Source organism: Paeniglutamicibacter sp. MACA_103 (genome assembly GCF_045798555.1).
Taxonomy (GTDB): Bacteria; Actinomycetota; Actinomycetes; order Actinomycetales; family Micrococcaceae; genus Paeniglutamicibacter.
Map to the genome: position 1 here is coordinate 15,089 of NZ_JBIXLN010000020.1, position 17,073 is coordinate 32,161.

The following is a 17,073-nucleotide window of genomic DNA, read 5'->3' on the forward strand; positions in this document are numbered from 1 at the left end:
ACCAATCCTGCCGATAAAGCCTGCTCAGATACTGGATTGTTGTTTCACGGCGGCAAGGATCGCCTCGGGCCAGGGCGCGGATTCCTCGGAGCCTTCGGGCACGCAGACCGTGACGAAGCGGCCTTCGGCAGCGAGCACCGTTTCACGTCCCTCGTGCGGATGCCCCCAGACCTTGAAGGCAAAGGCCATAGAGGCGGTGCCGACATGTTCGATGGCGATTGCGGTGCTCACCGCCTGCCCGAAGTAGAGTTTGGCGCGGTAATCGATTTCATGGCGCACCCGGGGCGCAATGCCGAAATACGACGTGGCCCCGAGCTCGCGAAAGAGCTTGGCTTCGGCGGCTTCGACAAAGCGCATGATCGCGGAGTTGTGTTGGTGCCCGGCCGCATCGGTGTCGACCCATTCGATGGTGCGCTCCACCGTGGTTCCCCGCATTGCTTCGGCAAGGAATCCCTCCGTCAGCAGGGCAATGGCGGTTGATTCGTCGGTTCGCTGGCAGTCGACTTCCTTGACCATCGTTAAACATTCTCCATTTAGCTATTGTTACGCACGTCACCTTAACGACATAATACAAGCATTCGTTGATCCACCACCAGCACCACTCGACCCCTTATTCACGAGGAGCCCCAAGCATGGCGGCAACACAAGCCAGCACCGACTGGAACATCCCCAAACGCACCACTTCCGTGGTCCTCTTTGCCTGCTGGCTGGCCATCCTGGCCGAGGGCTACGACGTCGGCGTCCTTGGTGCCGTCCTGCCGGCGTTGGCCGAATACCAGGAATGGTCGCTGACCCCGTTGCAGCTTGGCGGGCTCGGCGCCTATGCCCTGGTCGGCATGCTTTTCGGCGCACTGTTCATTGGAACCCTCAGCGACATCATCGGCCGGCGCAAGATGCTCTTGCTCTCGATGGCGATCTTCACCGTCACCCAGGCCGGTGCCGCCCTGGCTCCGACCCCGGAAATGTTCGGGTTCTTCCGCTTCCTTGGAGGTCTGGGCATGGGCGGCATCATCCCCGTCGCCGCCGCACTGACCATTGAATACTCGGCACCCAAGAAGCGCTCACTGAACTACGGGATCATGTACTCCGGCTATTCCTTGGGCATCGTTGCCGCGGCCATGGTGGCCATGGCCTTGCTGCCGACACTCGGCTGGCGTTGGGTGATCGCCGTAGGCACGCTTCCGGTCCTCATCCTTCCCGTGGTCGCCTGGCTCGTTCCCGAATCCCTTGAATACCTGGTGGCCAAGGGCCGGATCCCCGAGGCCAAGGCCCTGGCCGCAAAGTTGAACGTGCGCGACTACCGTCCGGTGGCCCCGGCCAACCCGGGCAGGCGGATCCCGTGGCGCGAGGTCATGGGTGCCATGTTCTCCGGGAAGTACCTGCGCTCCACCGTGTTCTTCTGGATCTCGCTCTTCTGCGGGATGGTGCTGGTCTATGGCCTGAACACCTGGTTGCCGCAGATCATGCGCAAGGCCGGCTACGACCTGGGTTCCTCGCTGGCGTTCCTGCTCGTGTTCTCCCTGGCTTCCGCCATCGGTGGCCTGGTCCTTGGCTTCCTCGCCGACAAGTACGGTCAGAAGACCATCCTGGTGCTCTTCTACCTCCTCGGCGCCGGCGGCATCCTGTTGCTGATGTTCCCGAACACCATGTTCGTCAACCTCTGCTTTGTGGCGTTTGCCGGCATCGGCTCGATCTCCACTTCGCTGGTTCTCACCGGCTACATTGCCGACTACTACCCGCCCGCACAGCGCGGCACCGCCACCGGGTGGGCCCTGTCGTTCGCCCGCATCGGCGCGATCTCGGGTCCGATCATCGGCGGCTGGATCGCCTCGACCGGACTGAGCTTTGAATTCAACTTCGTCTTCTTCGCCATCGTCGGGGTCATCGCCGCCGTGGCGGTGTCGCTGATTCCCAAGCGGATTGTCGAAACCCCTGCGGTCGTCGCGGACGCCGAGCGCGAGGCAGCGCTCGAGTAGACCGACGCACCTGCTTCGCAGAACCGGGCGGGGTTTCCGCGGACGGAACGGAACACCTATGTTCCTTCTGCTCGCGGGAGCCCCGCCCTATTGTTGTCGGCGTTTCCGGTACCCGGCGGCGATTCCCTACCGCCCCGAGATCCGATCGGCGAAGACTGCCAACGGCGAGGTGGTGGCCCTACCTGCTGCCTCTTGCCTGTCGGCACGGTGGTACATCGCGTACATTGCCTGGACCCCGAGCCAGCGCACGGGTTCGGGTTCCCAGCGGCGCGCCTTGCGGTTGACCCACGGCATGGAGGTGGCCTTGGTGTCGCGGCCCAGCACCAGGTCTGTGAGGGTCCGGCCGGCCAGGTTCGTCGCGGTCACTCCGGTGCCCACGTATCCCCCGGCGAAGCCGAGCCCCGTGGCGGGATCGTAGTTGACGCACGCCTTCCAGTCGCGGGGAACACCCAGCACCCCGGACCAGGCATGGTCGATCCGCGCGGTGGAAGCGGCGGGGAACATCGAGTGCAGGATGCCGGTCAGCGTCTTGATGGTCCCCGGCTGCGTGGCCCCGTCCATGTCGGTGCGCGATGCAAACCGGTATGGCACCCCGCGGCCGCCGATGGCAATGCGGCCGTCGTCGGTCCGCTGCAGGTAGACGTAGGCGTGGGCCAGGTCCTCGAGGGTTTCGCACCCGTCCCAGCCGATCGCGGCCCAGGTTGCCGCGGCAAGCGGCTCGGTGATGATCATGGAGGAGTTCATCGGCAGCCAGTCGCGGTGCGCCTGCGGAAGGTTTGCGGTGAAACCCTCGGTGGCCCGCAGGACGTGCGCGGCGCGCACGGTGCCGCGTTCGGTCACCGCGTGTGCCGGCGCGCCCTGGCCGCCGGCCCGGATCTCGGTGACCAGCGTGTTTTCATGGATCGTCACGCCGAGCCGCTCCACCGCCCGTGCCAGTCCGCGGACCAACCGGGCCGGGTGGATCCGCGCGCAATGCGGGATGAACATTGATCCCAGGGCACCGGCAACGTTGATCCGATCCCGCGTTTCGGCCCCCGACAGCCTCACGGCCTCGTCCTCCGGCCACTTCGCTTGCTGGTTCGCAAGAGACCCCAGCCGGGCAAGCTGGGCGGCATTCCGTGCAACCAGCAGCTCCCCGCCCTTGACGATGTGCGCGTCGATGCCCTCGGCGGCGGCAACGTCGATGACCTCGTCGATGGTCTCGTTGAGCATGCGCTGGAAGTCCCCCACCGCCGCCCGGCCGTGGGATTTCACGTACCCGTCGCGGCCTCCGGTGATGGTGTTGGCCAGCCACCCGCCGTTGCGCCCGGAGGCCCCGAAGCCGGCAAAGCGCGCCTCCAGCACCGCGATGCGCAGCGACGGGTCGGCCTTGGCCAGGTAGTAGGCGGTCCACAGCCCGGTGTAGCCGGCACCCACGATCGCGACGTCGACGTCCAGGTCCCCGGCGAGCGCCGGGCGGGGAGCCGGAAGCCCCGCCTCGGCATGCCAAAACGACACGTTTCCGTTGACGGTCATCCGGTCTCCTGGTTCCTTTCGGCGGCGGGGATGTGCGCCTGCTAGCTCAGTTCGAGCACCGGGACGTCGGCCTCGAAGCCGAAGACCGCGGCATAGAACCCGAGCGAGGTCTCCAGCGCGTTGACGATGGTCTCGGCGCGGCGGAAGCCGTGCTGCTCGCCCTCATAGAGCACGTAGGCGTGCGGGATCCCGTTGGCGGCCAGCGCGTCGGCGACCACCTGGGACTGGGCCGGAGGCACCACCTTGTCCTGGTCGCCCTGAAGCAGCAGCACCGGGCAACGAATCGCATCCACGTGGTTGATGGGCGCGCGTTGGGCGTAGAGCTCGGCGGCCTCGGGGTAGGGTCCGACCAGCGAGTCCATGTAGCGGGACTCGAAGTCGTGGGTGTCGCGCACCAGGCCCACCAGGTCCGAGACCCCGTAGCGGGAGATGCCGGCGGAAAAGGTCTTGGTGGTGGTCAGCGCGGACAGCACGGTCCAGCCACCGGCGGACCCGCCCTCGATGGCCAGGCGCTTCGGGTCGGCCATGCCCGCGGCAACCAGGCCCTCGAGCACCGCGACGGTGTCCTGCACATCGACCACTCCCCATTGCCCGTTGAGGCGCTGGCGGTAGGCGCGGCCGAATCCGGTGGAGCCGCCGTAGTTCACGTCGACCACCCCGATCCCGCGGGAGGTGTAGTAGGCGATGGACAGGGAGAGCTGGGCAAAGGCCTGGGCGGTCGGCCCGCCGTGGACGAAGGCGACATAGGGCGGCAGCTCGCCTTCGGGGCCGGAAAGGTTTCCCAGCTTCGGCTCGTACACGTGGGCGTAGACGCGCGAGCCCTCGGCCGTGGTGAATTCCATGGCCTCGGCGCCGGGCAGTGCCTCGGGGTCCGGCAGTTCCTTCAGGGCCAGGGAGATGTTCCGGAACTTGAGGGTGTCCAGGTCGATGAGCCGCAGCCCGTCGCCCTCCACCAGCGAGGTGGCGGTGGCCAGCAACAGGTTCCCGGCCAGGGCCGAAGGAGAGATGCGGGTGAAGGGCAGCACCAGCTGCTGCAGCTTGCCGCTGGGGACATCCAGGCGGGCCAGCGAGGTGCCGTGGGTTCCGTGCGTGACCAGCAGCGTGTCCGCGTCCATGACCTGGTACCAGGTCTGTCCCACGGCCCACAGGGGTCCGGCGAATTCCTCGGCGAGCTCGCACAGCGGCCGTTGGGCACCGGTGGCCAGGTCGTGCAGGTAGGGGTTCCACCAGCCGCTGCGGTCCGAGACGAAGACCAGCGCATCGTCGGTGAGCCATTCGGGTTGCAGCACCGATTCGGTGGTGGACCCGGCCAGCACGGTGTCGTTGGCCGCGGCCATCGAGACAAGGTCGGCCACGTGCAGCTCGGTGCCGTCCCAGGGCATTTGCGGGTGTTCCCAGGAGATCCAGCTGATCCGGGTTCCTGCGGGGTTCAGCCGCGGCGCCGCCACGAAGCGCGAGGAGGCAGTGACCTCCCCCAGTGCGCCGGGGTTCTCCGCCGCCGAGCCGTCCAGCGGGATGGAGGCGATGTAGCGGCGCAGTTCGGTGCGGTGGTCCTCGCAAATGGCAAGCACCACCCCCGGGACGGGGCCGGGGATGATCTCGGCGAAGCGCAGTTGCGGGTCCCCGTCCGTCCCGGCACTGGCGGGGGTCAACGGCACCGGTGTTCCGCCGTGGGAGTCCACGGCGTAGAGGCGCTGGTCGGCGAAGTTCGCGAACACCAGCAGGTGCCCCTGGCCGGACTCGATGGCGGCCCAGGACGTTCCGCCGTACTCGTTGACGCGGCTGCGGACGTTGAAGGGGGCGGCGAGAAGTTCACGCGTCACCCCGCCGGAATCGAGGTTCCGGGCCAGCACCGTCAGCCGTCCCCCCTCGGCCGGGCGGCCCTCGATCCACCAGAGCTCGTCCCCGGCAAAGGTCCCGCCGCCCACCGGGGTGGTGCCGGCGGCGACCCGCTCGGCGGTGATGGGCGAGGGCCAGGAACCATAGGGCAAATGCGTATCCATGATGCGATCCTAGCCGCCTCGGACTTCGGGATGAACCTTCGCCGCTTGCGGAACGCGGCCGGCCGGGAAGAGCAGGCCCGGGCGGGGAATGCCAATACGGCGCACCGGTCGGTTCCTTAAGAAAGTGTTAGGACTGCGCAAATGAGCATGGATGTGCGGGCGATCACCTATACCTTTGTCTGTGACAAGACTCTCGCACGGGACTTGGCCCACATGGATCCGCAACGTTGCGCCCATCCACCGGGCCCGTCCCCTGCGCCACCGGCGGACAGCTTCCGCCGCAGGGTGTCCCACGGGTTGTTTGCCGGCCCGGAGGATGCGCAGGATCGTGCCGGATGTGCCGCCCCGAGGGCAGCATCCCGGGCACAGACGGCAACCACAAGGGTTAGGAAACACAGGCAGATGCCAACAAAAGACAACGTCCCGCCGGTCAGGCCTTTGCATGCCGACCGCATCGACGACGACGGCGGCAAGCCCGCCAAATGGAAGATCGTCGGCCCCGGCCTGGTCGTCGCGGCCACCGGCGTCGGCGCCGCCGACATGGTCGCCACCCTGGTCGCAGGCTCCCGCTACGGCTACGGCCTGCTCTGGGCAGTGATCGTCGGCGTCATCCTGAAGATCATCCTGGTCGAAGGAGCCGGACGCTTCACCCTGGCCACCGGAAAGACCATCTTCGAGGGCTGGAAGTCGCTGGGCAAGTGGACCACCTGGTACTTCGGCCCGTACATCATCATCTGGGGCTTCGTCTACGGCGCCACGGCCATGTCCTCGGCCGCCCTGCCGCTGGCGGCATTGTTCCCGGCGGTGGACCTGAAGATTTGGGCGGTCCTGATGGGCCTGGCCGGCTTCGTCATGATCTGGTTTGGCCGCTACGCCATCTTCGAGAAGATCACCGCGGTGCTGGTGGGCATCATGTTCGTCAGCGTCGTCGGTCTGGCGATCATCGCCGTGCCGAACATCCCCGAGATGTTCAAGGGCCTGATCCCCATGATTCCCTCCGGCGGACTGGTCTACACCCTGGCGCTGGCCGGCGGCGTGGGCGGCACCATCACCCTGGCGGCCTACGGCTACTGGCTGCGTGAAAAGGGCTGGTACACGCCCAAGTGGATGAAGGTCATGCGGATCGACAACTCCATGGCGTACGTGATCACCGGCATCTTCGTGATCGCCATGCTCATCGTCGGCGCCGAGGTAGTGCGCGCCGCCGGCGTTTCGCTCAGTGCGGGCGACGCGGGCCTGCTGGACTTGACCGAGGTGCTGAACGAGAAGTACGGCAACGTGGTGGGCACCGGATTCCTCATCGGCTTCTGGGCCGCCTCCTTCTCCTCGATCATCGGCGTGTGGAACGGCGTCTCGCTGATGTTCGCCGACTTCTGGGGCAACATCCGCGGCAAGGAATCCGGGCACCCGGACACCCGCGTGGGCGGCAAGTACTTCAAGTTCTACGTCCTGTGGCTCACCTTCCCGCCGATGGTCCTGTTCCTGCTCGACCAGCCGATCGGCTTGATCCTGGCCTACGGCGTGCTCGGCTCGCTGTTCATGCCGTTCCTGGCCGTGACGCTGCTGGGCCTGCTCAACGGCAAGCGGATCCCCGAGGTCTGGGCCAACAAGCTGCACACCAACATCCTGCTGGGCCTCACCGCCCTGCTCTTCATTTCCCTCGGCGTCCAGCAGCTCTACAAGGCCCTCTCGCCGGTGTTGGGCGGCTAGGACCGGCTTTTCGGACCACGCACGAATCCCCCACGGGGCCGTATCCGCTTAGGCGGGTGCGGCCCCGTGGTGCGTTCGGCCGCGAATGGACACCGCGCGGGGCCACGGAGCAGACTTGGCCACATGAATCTCTATGCGATATTCCTGCGCGGGGTGAACGTCGGCGGCGTCAAGGTCCTCATGAAGGACCTCGCCGCGCTGCTGCAGGAGGCCGGGTTCACGCAGGTCCGCACGCTGCTGGCCAGCGGCAATGTGGTGGTGGGCAGCGAGGAAACCGCTCCGTCACGCGTCAAGGAAACCGTTGAACAGGCACTGCGGAGCCGCTACGGCAGGGACATCCCGGTGATCGTGCAGGACGGGGAGCAGATCGCGCGAATCGTGGCGGAGTATCCCTTCGAGGCCCCCGATGACGGGATCCAGCGGCACGAATACCTGGTGCTCACGGGCAGCGACGAGGATGCCGCCCACGTCCTGGGCAGTGCCCCGGAACCCGCGGCCTCCGAGCGCGTGGCGCGCCTGGGCCACGCCATCTGTTGGGAGGTGCCGCGCGGCGAAAGCCTCAAGACCCCGCTGGCCAAGCACTTCGCCAAGGTCGCCTCCCGGACGCTGGTAACCACCCGGAACATGAACACCATGAAGAAGATCCACCTGGCCGCGCAGTCGCCGACACCGTAATCCGCCCGCGGTCCGTGTTGTAATGATTCCGTGGCGACAGGCCGCGGCCGAGCTCGAACCAGAGGATGAAAACCGGTGACCATGCCCTTGCTGTTCGACCTGTTGGGGGTCTTCTTCTTCGGCGTCTCCGGATCGTTGTTGGCCGCCCGCCGAGGTTTCGACATCGTCGGTTCGTTGCTCCTGGCCGGCCTGACGGGAATCGGCGGCGGCATCGTGCGCGACGTCGTCCTGGGCGTGTTGCCCACGGCTTTCGTGAACCCGTACTATTTCATTCCGCCGACCCTCGCGGCCCTGCTGGTCTACTTCGTGGCCCCCGGGGTGCAGCGGCTCAAGCGGCCCCTGCTGGTCTTTGACGCCGCGGGCCTGGCCCTGTTCTGCACCGCCGGCACGATCAAGGCGCTGGAGCTCGGGATGAATCCCTTTGCCGCCGCGCTTCTGGGCGTCACCACCGCGGTGGGCGGTGGCCTGCTGCGCGACGTGGTCGCAAACCAGATCCCGTCGATCTTCGACCCGCGCGACATGTATGCCGTTCCGGCCATGCTGGGCGCCGGGCTCACCGCCTCCCTGTGGGTGGCGGGCATTCGAGGATGGGCGTGGGAGCTTGGAGTGGCGGCGGTTGTCTTCTCGCTCCGGCTGCTTTCGCTGAAGCTCCGTTGGCACGTCCCCAAGGCCGTCGGGCCCTGGCACCGCGACGCCGAGCTTCACTAGGAACCGATCGCGCGGGCTAGCTGACCCGCTCGAGTTCGCCGAGCTTCTCGGCCTCGCCCTGGCCGTCCTCGATCTTGCGCGGACCGTTGATCATCACCGCTCCGGCGAGCATCACCACCAGGCAGATCCCCAACATCGCAAACGAGGCGGTCCAGCCGCCGGTGGCGTCCTTGACGATGCCAAAGAGCAGGGGTGCGACGGCCGCCCCCGCATAGCCCAGCCCCTGGCTGAAGCCGGCCAGGACGCCGGATCCGTAGGTGCTGCGCGAGCGCAGGTTCATCATCAGCAGGGCAATGGCAAAGGTGCCCTGGCCCAGGCCGGCAAACACCACCCACAGCGCGGTGTGCGCGGTCGGCGACAGGTACATGCCCAGGTGGCCGGCGATCCAGAACGCGGTGAAGACCAGCACCGCCACGATCGGATGGCGCAGGCGCGGAACCCACAAAGGGACCAGCAGGCTCACCGGCAGGCCCAGGATGGCGAAGAGCGCCAGCATGGATCCGGCGGTTTGCGTGTCCAGGCCCTGCTGCGAGAGATAGGGCGGCAGCCAGGTGAAGTACACGTAGGTCTGGGCGGAGTTTCCGGCCAGGAAGATGGCCAGGCCCCAGGCGACGGGGGATTTCCACGGATTGATCCGCGCCGGGGGCGCTGCCACCAGTCCGTTGACCATGGGGGTGTCCGGGCGCGGGTGCTTGCGGTCCCTGAACAGCTGGACGCCCCAGGGCACGAGCACCAGGGCCGAGAGCAGTGCCCAGGCGGCGATCGAGGTGCGCCAGTCGCCGGTGGCGTTGGCCAGCGGCACGGAGAATTGCGGGGCCATCCAGGTGCCCACGGCCAGCATCGTGACATAGCCCGAGGTGACGATCGCCAGGCGGTCGGGGAAATACTTCTTCACCAGCGGCGGCAACACCACGTTGCCCATGCCGTAGCCGGCCAGGGTGATGGCCGAGAGCAGCAGGAAGCTGGTCACGTCCCCCACCACCGAGCGCAGCAGCTGCCCGGCCACGGCCAGCAGGACCGCGGACACCAGCACCTTTTCCAGCCCCCACCACCGGATCAGGCGCGGGGTGAGCAGCCCGAACCCGGCGAACACCACGGGTGCCAGCATGGCCAGCAGGCCGGTGGAAAAGGAGGTGAAGCCCAGTTCCGGACCGATGCTGCCCAGCAGCGGCGGCACGGAGACCACCGCCGCGCGCAGGGAGAGGGCCATCAGGATGATGCCCAGCAGCGCACCGATCCGGCCGGCCAGCTTTTGTCGCGGTGGCGTAAGTGACATGGGTGGTTCAGCTGCCGTTCTTGAGTCGTTCGACCTGGTCCAGCAGGTGCTCCAGGTCCTTGGCGAAGGTCCCCTGGGACCAGGGCCCGGGCATGGAGGTCTGGTAGTAGAGTCCCTCGCCGATCAACATGATGGTTTCGGCCACGTACTGGTCCTGCACCTCGACGCGGATCAGGTCAAGCCACCCGGAGTGCACGGCGTCGAGCGCCTCGATGGAGGGTTCGTGGCCGGACTGGGCCAGCCGCAGCACGGCCAGGAAGAAGCGGTCCAGCTCGCCGCCGACGAGGGTGGAGGTGCGCACGAAGTACCGCGATGCGCCCTCCGGGGCCGAACCCATGCGTTCGAGGTCCTGCGCAACGACGGCATGCAGGGCATCGATGACGCCATGGGCCAGGGCCTCCTTGGAGGCAAAGTGGTAGAGCAGGCCACCCTTGGAAACCCCTGCGCGTGCGGCGGTGGCCTCAATGGTCGCCGCCCGCTCGCCCTCGTCGCACAGCAACGCGGCGTAGGCTTCGACGATCTTTTCCTTGGCTAATGGCGGTCGAGACATGTAGTGAACCTTATCCCCTTCGAGTAGGCATCGTCACATTGTAACTGTACCGTCTGGACGGTACAGTTACTCTTGTCAACGATCCAATCCCCTCCCAGGAAACCGAGCACCATGAGCATCCAGCGCGCCACGAGCACCCCCACGATTCCGGGCATCGGCACGAACCACCGCCGACGCTGGGCTGCGCTTGCGGTGCTCATGTTCCCGGTCCTGCTGATCTCCGTCGACAACACGGTGCTCAGCTTCGCGGTCCCCGCGCTGTCGGCGGCACTGTCCCCCAGCGGGAACCAGCTGCTGTGGATCATCGACATCTATCCCCTGGTGCTGGCCGGCCTGCTGGTGCCCATGGGATCCCTCGGGGACAGGTTCGGCCGCCGCCGGCTGCTGTTGGTCGGCTCCACCGGATTCGCCGCGGTCTCCGCCGCCGCCGCGTTTGCCACCAACGCCGAGCAGCTCATTGCCGCCCGCGCCCTGCTGGGCATCTTCGGCGCCATGCTGATGCCCGCGACCCTCTCGCTGATCCGCAACATCTTCACCGACCCGCTCGAACGCCGCAAGGCCATCGCCATCTGGGCCGCCGGGTTCTCCGGCGGCGCGGCACTGGGACCGGTCGTCGGCGGCTTCCTGCTGGAGCACTTCTGGTGGGGCTCGGTCTTCCTGCTTGCCGTCCCGATGCTGGTGCCGCTGCTGGTCCTCGCCCCAGCCCTGGTGCCCGAGTCCCGGGACCCCAAGCCCGGGGCCATCGACCCTCTCTCCATCGGCTTGGCCATCATGACCCTGCTGCCCATCGTCTACGGCATCAAGGAGATGACCCACGGGGATTCGCCACTGGTGCCGGCCCTGGCGATCGCCGCGGGGCTGGCCGCGGGCGTGGCCTTCACCCGGCGCCAGCTGGGACGTGCCAACCCGATGCTGGACGTGCGGCTCTTCGCCAACCCGTCCTTCGCCTCCGCGCTGGCGGTGAACCTGCTGAGCATCTTCGCGCTGGTCGGCTTCATCTATTTCATCTCCCAGCACCTGCAGCTGGTCGCCGGCTACACGCCCATGATGGCCGGGGTGCTGATGCTTCCGGGCCTGGCGCTGACGGTTGGATTCGGGCTGCTGGCGGTGCGGCTGACCCGCCGCTTCGCGGTCAAGAACGTGATGGTGTGGGGGCTGGGGCTCAACGCCCTGGCCTACGGCATCGTGATGCTCACCGGCGCCTCCGGCTCGGTGCCGATGCTCATGCTGGCCTTCGGCGTGCTGGGCGCCGGGGTGGGCCTGAGCGAGACGCTGTCTAACGACATGGCGCTCTCCGCGGTGCCGCCGGCCCAGGCCGGTGCCGCCTCGGCGATCTCCGAGACCGCCTACGAGGTCGGCTCGGTGCTGGGCACCGCGGTGCTCGGCTCGATCCTCAACGCCGCCTACAGCCGCAACGTGGCGATCCCGGCACAGCTGGGCGCAGACGCGGCCGAGACCGCCCGCCAGACCCTGGGCGGCGCGCACGAGGTCGCCCGCGGCCTGGGCGCCCCGGCCGCGGACCGGTTGCTGGAATCCGCCGCCGAGGCCTTCGACCAGGGCGTGGTCTACACCTCCGCGATCGCCATGGTGCTGGCCCTGGCCTCCGCCGCGATCGTCGCGTTCGCGCTGCGCCGGGTGCCGTCCGAACTCGCGCCCTCCCCGCGCTAGGCGTTGAGCCGGTAGCCGCGCTTGACCACCGTGGAGACCAGCCGGGCATCGGGCAGCGCGCCGCGCAGCCGGCTCACCGCCATGTCCAGCGCGTGGTCCGAGGACCCGTCCGGCAGCAGCGCCGCCAGCGCCCCGCGGGAGACGACGTTCCCGCGGGCCTCGAGCAGGGCCTTGAAGAGCCGCAGCTGGCTGGCGCCCAGCTCCGTCCCGGCCCCGCCCAGGTGCACGGTGTCCCCGCGCAATTGGCAGGGGCCCAGCACCGTGGCGCATTCCAGCGCCCCGCGCCGGCCCAGGTGCTCGACCAGGGTGTGGATCATGGCGCCCATCCGGTGCCGGGAAGGCACCAGCGGCTCGATGCCCGCCTCGCGCAGCGGCGCGGCCGTCACCGGCCCCACGGCAACCGTGGTGATGGTGGTTTGCAGCGCGTGCAGCAGCTCCGGGTGGCAGCCGTGCTGCCGCGCGGCCTCCAGCAGCGCCACCACCGCGGGGGCGCTGGTGAAGGTCAGCGCGTCCAGCGAGCCGGAACACAGCGCCCGCAGCAGCACCTCCGGTTTCCCGGCGTCCTCCGGCGGCACCCAGCGGTAGGGGCTGATCCGCACCAGTTCCCGGGTGCCGGCCTCCAGCAGCGCGGCGGCCGATTCGTCGTCCCCGAGGCCGTGGTGCTGCAGCACCACGGCCTTGCCTTCCAGCAGCGGGGCCAGCCTGGCCACCATGGTGGAGGTCAGCTCGTCTCCGGCCATCGCCTCGGCGTGGAATCCCAGGGCCCGCACCGCGCCCAGCGCCTTGGGTCCGCGCACGTGGATCCTTGCCGCGCGCAGCACCTGGGCCAGCTCGTCGCCGAGCCCCGCGGCCTCCGCGGTCTCGAACCAGCGGCGGAACCCGTAGGCGGTGCTGACCAGCACGTACTCGGGGCGCAGCTGAAGCACCCGGCGGGTGTTGTCGAGCAGTTCGGTGTCCTCGGCCAGCGGGGCCAGGCGCAGCGTGGGGGCGTGCAGCACCTGCGCGCCGCGGCGCTCAAGGGCCTCGATGAGCTCCGCGGAGCGCCGCTGGGAGGTCACCGCGATGCGGAATCCGGCCAGCGCCCCGGCGCTGCGCGGTGCCGCGCCCGCGGTTGCCGTTGCCGTTGCCGCGCTCATCGCACGGCCGCCGGCAGCAGGGCGGCCAGCTCGTCGGCGCCCGTGCCCAGGGCCGCGACGCCCCCAATGACGATCACCGCGGGGTTGGAGCAGCCGGCAGCCCGGGCGGCTTCGGCCAGCGTGCCCAAGGTGGCGCGGGTGCTGCGCTGGGTGTCGCAGAAGCCGCGTTCGATGATCGCCGCGGGGGTGTCCGCCGCCAGCCCGTGGCGCAGCAGCCCGGCGGCGTTTTGCTGCAGCGTGGCCACGCCCATGAGCACCACCAACGTCCCGCCGATCCCGGCCAGGTGCCCCAGCTCGGTCTCGGTGAAGGGGTCGTGGCCGGAGACGACGGTGAAGGCCTTGGCCACCCCGCGGGCGGTCACCGGGATGCCGGCGGCGCCGGGCACCGAGATCGCGCTGCTGATCCCGGGCACCACGTGCACCTTCAGCCCCGCGGCCAGCGCGGCGTCGCGTTCCTCGGAGCCGCGCCCGAAGACGAAGGGGTCCCCGCCCTTGAGCCGCACCACGGTGCGCCCGGCCCGCGCCTCGGCAATGAGCAGTTCGTTGATGCGGTCCTGGGGCACCTTGTGGTTCCCCGGGGCCTTGCCCACGTCCACCAGCTGCGCGCCCGGCGCCAGCGCGGCCAGGTCGTGTCCCGGGCCCAGCCGGTCGTGGAAGACGACGTCGGCGTTGGCCAGCGCCGCCGCTCCGCGCACCGTCAGCAGGTCGGAACTGCCCGGTCCCCCGCCCAGCAGCGTGATGCTGCCATCGCGCGAGGCCGCCGGTTCGATGGAGAGCAGGATCGATTCGCGCATCGCCATCTCCTGGAGCACCTCCCAGCCCGCCGCGCCGTCGTCGACTGCCACCAGCAGCCGCACCGAGCCCAGCATGTGGCGGTGGTCTTCCAGCTCGTAGGGGTGGTGGGCCCGCAGCACCATGGCGCCGGCGGAGACATAGCGTGCCACGACGTGCCGTGCGGCCCAGCGGGCTCCGGCGACCAGGACGAATTGGCCATGCAGTTGAAGTCCGGTGGCGATCATGAGGGCTCCTGGGTCGGGTTCGGGGCGCCGATGGAAATGGTGGCGCCGAGGCGCACCGGCTCGGCGGGGCGGTGCTGTCCGCGTTCGGGCACGTAGTGCAGGTCGGGGTCGGCCTGCTCCGGTGCGTTGACGAAGGAGCGGAAGCGGCGCAGCTTCTCGGGGTCCGCCAGTGTGGCGGCCCATTCGTCCTGGTAGTTGCCCACGTGGGTTTCCATGGCCGCCTCGAGCTCCGCGCCCAGGGACAGGGAGTCCTGAACGACGACCGACTTCACGTGCTCGATCCCGCCCTCCAGCTCCTCCATCCAGCGTGCGGTGCGCTGCAGCTTGTCGGCGGTGCGGATGTAGTACATCAGGTAGCGGTCGATGTAGCGCAGCAGCGTCTTGTCGTCGATCCCGCCGGCCAGCAGCTGGGCGTGCGCGGGATTCGCCCCGCCGTTGCCGCCCACGTAGAGGTTCCAGCCCTCGGCGGTGGCGATGACGCCCACGTCCTTGGCGCGGGCCTCGGCGCATTCGCGCGCGCAGCCCGAGACGCCCATCTTGAACTTGTGCGGGGCGCGCAGCCCGCGGTAGCGCAGCTCCATTTCGATGCCCATGGCCACCGAGTCCAGCATCCCGTAGCGGCACCAGGAGGAGCCGACGCAGGTCTTCACGTTGCGCAGCGACTTGCCATAGGCCTGCCCGGATTCGAAGCCGGCGTCGACAAGTTCCTTCCAGATCTCCGGCAGCTGTTCCAGCCGGGCGCCGAACATGTCGATGCGCAGCCCGCCGGTGAGCTTGGTGTACAGGTTGTACTTCGCGGCGACCGCGGCGATCACGCCGAGCTTTTCCGGGGTGATCTCCCCGCCGGGGATGCGCGGGACCACCGAGTAGGTGCCGTCCTTCTGCATGTTGGCCATGACGCGGTCGTTGGTGTCCTGCGCGCCGGCCAGGCCGGCCTCCATCGGGTGGCCCGAGGTCTGGGACGCAAGCACCGAGGCGATGACCGGCTTGCAGATGTCGCAGCCGGTCCCGGTGCCGAAGCGCTCCATGATCTGCGGGTAGCTGTGCAGCCCGGCCAGCCGGACGGCCTCGAAGAGCTCGGAGCGGGAAAGCTCGAAGTGCTCGCACATGGCGCTGGAGACGACGACGCCGTTCTTGGTCATCTGAGATTCCATGAGCTTCTTGAGCATCGGCACGCAGGACCCGCACTGGGTTCCGGCGCGGGTGCAGGTCTTCAAGCTCGCCAGGTCGTTGACCGGTTCGCTGCCCGCACAGGACCCGCAGCCGCCGACCGCGTCCTTGATGGAGCCGACGCTCACGCCGTTGCAGGAACAGAGCACCGCGTCGTCGGGCAGGTCCCCGTCGGGCACCTCGCCGCCCAGGGCGCTGAGGTAGGCGCCGGCCTCGGCGGGAAGCTCGCGGCCCAGCAGCGGGCGCAGCGACTGGTACGGGCTCGCGTCGCCCACGAAGATCCCGCCGAGCAGGACCTTGGCATCGGCGGAGACCACGATCTTTTGGTACAGGCCGCGGGCCGCGTCCGCGTAGACGACCTCCAGCGCGCCGGCGGTGCGGGCGAAGCCGTCGCCGAAGCTGGCCACGTCCACCCCGGAGAGCTTGAGCTTGGTGGCGGTGTCGAAGCCGGTGAATTCGGCGTCCCCGCCCTGCAGGTGGGACGCGAGCACCTCGGCCATGGCGTTGGCCGGGGCCACCAGGCCGATGCACATGCCGCCGAAGTTCGCGACCTCGCCGATGGCCCACACGTGGGGCACCGCGGTGGCGCAGTGCCCGTCGATCTCCACGCCGCCGCGCGGGCCGATGCCGAAGACCGGGCCTTGCGTGCCGGTGCCCTCGATCGCCTGGTTGTGGTTGCGGGCGAGCTCGTCGCGCGGCCGCACGCCGATGGAAACGATGACCATGTCGGCGGGGATGTGGTTGCCGTCGGCCATCAGCACTCCGGTGACCTTCTCGGTGTCGCCAACGATCTCGGTGGTGACTTCCTGCGGGAAGACCCCGCCGTGGACCGTGAACCCGGTCTGGGCGATGAGCCTGCCCATGGCCTGGCCCGCGCCCTCGTCCAGCTGGGTGCCCATGAGCCACTTGCCACCGTCGATGACCACGGCCTCGGCGCCCAGGGACTGGGAGCCCGCGGCCGCTTCGAGCCCCAGCAGCCCGCCGCCGATGGTGGCAACCACGGGCTTGCGGCCCAGCTGCGCGGCGAGCTCCTGGATGCCGGCGTTGATCGCCCAGACATCCTCCAGGGTGCGGTAGACGTGGGTGTGCTCGTTGCCGGGGATCGGCAGCGTCGCGGCATTGGAGCCGGTGGCCAGCACCAGCTCGTCGTAGCCGAAGGCGCGGCCGTCATGGGTGTGCACCACGTTGTTGGCGCTGTCCAGGGTCTTGACGCCGGCGCCGGTGACAAGGGTGACGTTCTGGCGTGCCCAGAGAGCCGGGTCCCCCAGGGTGAGGTCCACGGCGGTGTCGGTCAGTGCCTTGGTCAGGGCAACCCTGTCATAGGGAACGTGAGCTTCCTCGGTCAACACCGTGATCTCGAGGTTGCTTGGTTCGCGTGCCGCCATGGCCTCGGTGAAACGATGTGCGGCGGGGCCGCCGCCAACCACCACGATGCGGCGTGCGCCGTTTCCTGTACCCATGTCTGTTACCCGACTTTCACTCTTGCGCCGATGACGCGTCGTTGATTGTCTCCCAGCCTAGGAGGGCGGTTTTGCCTAGCAATTTCCTCTATGTTTCGGGCAGGACAACTCTGCGTCCCGGACAAAAGGCAACCCGTGAGGTTGCCGAAACATGCCGGAAACCGCAGGCGGGCGAGCTCCCCGGCCGAGGTCCGCCGACGGTCCCGC

Annotated in this window: 13 protein-coding genes; 5 read left to right on the top strand and 8 right to left on the bottom strand. The window is 68.6% G+C overall.

Going from position 1 to position 17,073, the window contains the following annotated elements:
• Window positions 1-24: 24 nt before the first annotated feature.
• Window positions 25-516 carry an acyl-CoA thioesterase gene (locus ACIPVK_RS11025; RefSeq protein ID WP_407612024.1) on the bottom strand — a complete coding sequence of 164 codons (492 nt, stop codon included), beginning with the start codon at window positions 514-516 and terminating at the stop codon, window positions 25-27.
• Window positions 517-632: 116 nt separating this feature from the next.
• Here ACIPVK_RS11025 and ACIPVK_RS11030 point away from each other — a divergent pair, with 116 nt between their 5' ends.
• Entirely contained in the window at window positions 633-1,976 is a 1,344-nt protein-coding gene (locus ACIPVK_RS11030) for an MFS transporter (RefSeq protein WP_407612025.1), read from the top strand.
• A gap of 126 nt (window positions 1,977-2,102) precedes the next feature.
• Here the strand turns inward: ACIPVK_RS11030 and ACIPVK_RS11035 are convergent, their stop codons facing one another.
• Window positions 2,103-3,491: an NAD(P)/FAD-dependent oxidoreductase gene (locus tag ACIPVK_RS11035; RefSeq protein WP_407612026.1), complete on the bottom strand. Its 1,389-nt coding sequence runs from the start codon at window positions 3,489-3,491 to the stop codon at window positions 2,103-2,105.
• Window positions 3,492-3,532: 41 nt separating this feature from the next.
• Window positions 3,533-5,494 carry a prolyl oligopeptidase family serine peptidase gene (locus ACIPVK_RS11040; RefSeq protein WP_407612027.1) on the bottom strand — a complete coding sequence of 654 codons (1,962 nt, stop codon included), beginning with the start codon at window positions 5,492-5,494 and terminating at the stop codon, window positions 3,533-3,535.
• Between the two features lie 402 nt (window positions 5,495-5,896).
• Between ACIPVK_RS11040 and ACIPVK_RS11045 the strand changes: the two genes are divergently transcribed.
• The 3 genes from ACIPVK_RS11045 (at window position 5,897) to ACIPVK_RS11055 (ending at window position 8,587) form a co-directional block, all read left to right on the top strand.
• On the top strand, window positions 5,897-7,204 hold the full coding sequence (locus ACIPVK_RS11045) for an Nramp family divalent metal transporter (protein WP_407612028.1): 1,308 nt from the start codon (window positions 5,897-5,899) through the stop codon (window positions 7,202-7,204).
• A 123-nt stretch (window positions 7,205-7,327) separates the two neighbouring features.
• Window positions 7,328-7,879, top strand: a complete 552-nt coding sequence (locus tag ACIPVK_RS11050) for a DUF1697 domain-containing protein (RefSeq protein WP_407612029.1) — start codon at window positions 7,328-7,330, stop codon at window positions 7,877-7,879.
• A gap of 81 nt (window positions 7,880-7,960) precedes the next feature.
• The gene (locus tag ACIPVK_RS11055; protein WP_407612081.1) at window positions 7,961-8,587 is read left to right on the top strand and encodes a trimeric intracellular cation channel family protein; all 627 of its coding nucleotides are present in this window, start codon (window positions 7,961-7,963) and stop codon (window positions 8,585-8,587) included.
• Between the two features lie 16 nt (window positions 8,588-8,603).
• On the opposite strand, the gene ACIPVK_RS11060 is transcribed toward ACIPVK_RS11055, so the two are convergent.
• Together ACIPVK_RS11060 and ACIPVK_RS11065 are read right to left on the bottom strand one after the other, a co-directional pair.
• Window positions 8,604-9,863: a CynX/NimT family MFS transporter gene (locus ACIPVK_RS11060; protein ID WP_407612030.1), complete on the bottom strand. Its 1,260-nt coding sequence runs from the start codon at window positions 9,861-9,863 to the stop codon at window positions 8,604-8,606.
• A 7-nt stretch (window positions 9,864-9,870) separates the two neighbouring features.
• A complete protein-coding gene (locus tag ACIPVK_RS11065) occupies window positions 9,871-10,413 on the bottom strand; it encodes a TetR/AcrR family transcriptional regulator (RefSeq protein ID WP_407612031.1) in 543 nt (180 codons plus the stop codon).
• A 111-nt stretch (window positions 10,414-10,524) separates the two neighbouring features.
• Between ACIPVK_RS11065 and ACIPVK_RS11070 the strand changes: the two genes are divergently transcribed.
• Window positions 10,525-12,081: an MFS transporter gene (locus ACIPVK_RS11070; protein WP_407612032.1), complete on the top strand. Its 1,557-nt coding sequence runs from the start codon at window positions 10,525-10,527 to the stop codon at window positions 12,079-12,081.
• Here ACIPVK_RS11070 and ACIPVK_RS11075 read toward each other — a convergent pair.
• Genes ACIPVK_RS11075 through nirB form a run of 3 tightly spaced genes read right to left on the bottom strand, consistent with a single transcriptional unit; the run spans window position 12,078 to window position 16,866 of the window.
• Entirely contained in the window at window positions 12,078-13,217 is a 1,140-nt protein-coding gene (locus ACIPVK_RS11075; RefSeq protein WP_407612033.1) for a uroporphyrinogen-III synthase, read from the bottom strand. The genes ACIPVK_RS11070 and ACIPVK_RS11075 overlap by 4 nt on opposite strands.
• Window positions 13,214-14,236 carry a uroporphyrinogen-III C-methyltransferase gene (gene cobA / locus ACIPVK_RS11080; RefSeq protein ID WP_407612034.1) on the bottom strand — a complete coding sequence of 341 codons (1,023 nt, stop codon included), beginning with the start codon at window positions 14,234-14,236 and terminating at the stop codon, window positions 13,214-13,216. The genes ACIPVK_RS11075 and cobA overlap by 4 nt, the downstream gene beginning before the upstream one ends.
• A complete protein-coding gene (nirB, locus tag ACIPVK_RS11085; protein WP_407612035.1) occupies window positions 14,233-16,866 on the bottom strand; it encodes a nitrite reductase large subunit NirB in 2,634 nt (877 codons plus the stop codon). The genes cobA and nirB overlap by 4 nt, the downstream gene beginning before the upstream one ends.
• Window positions 16,867-17,073 lie beyond the last annotated feature (207 nt).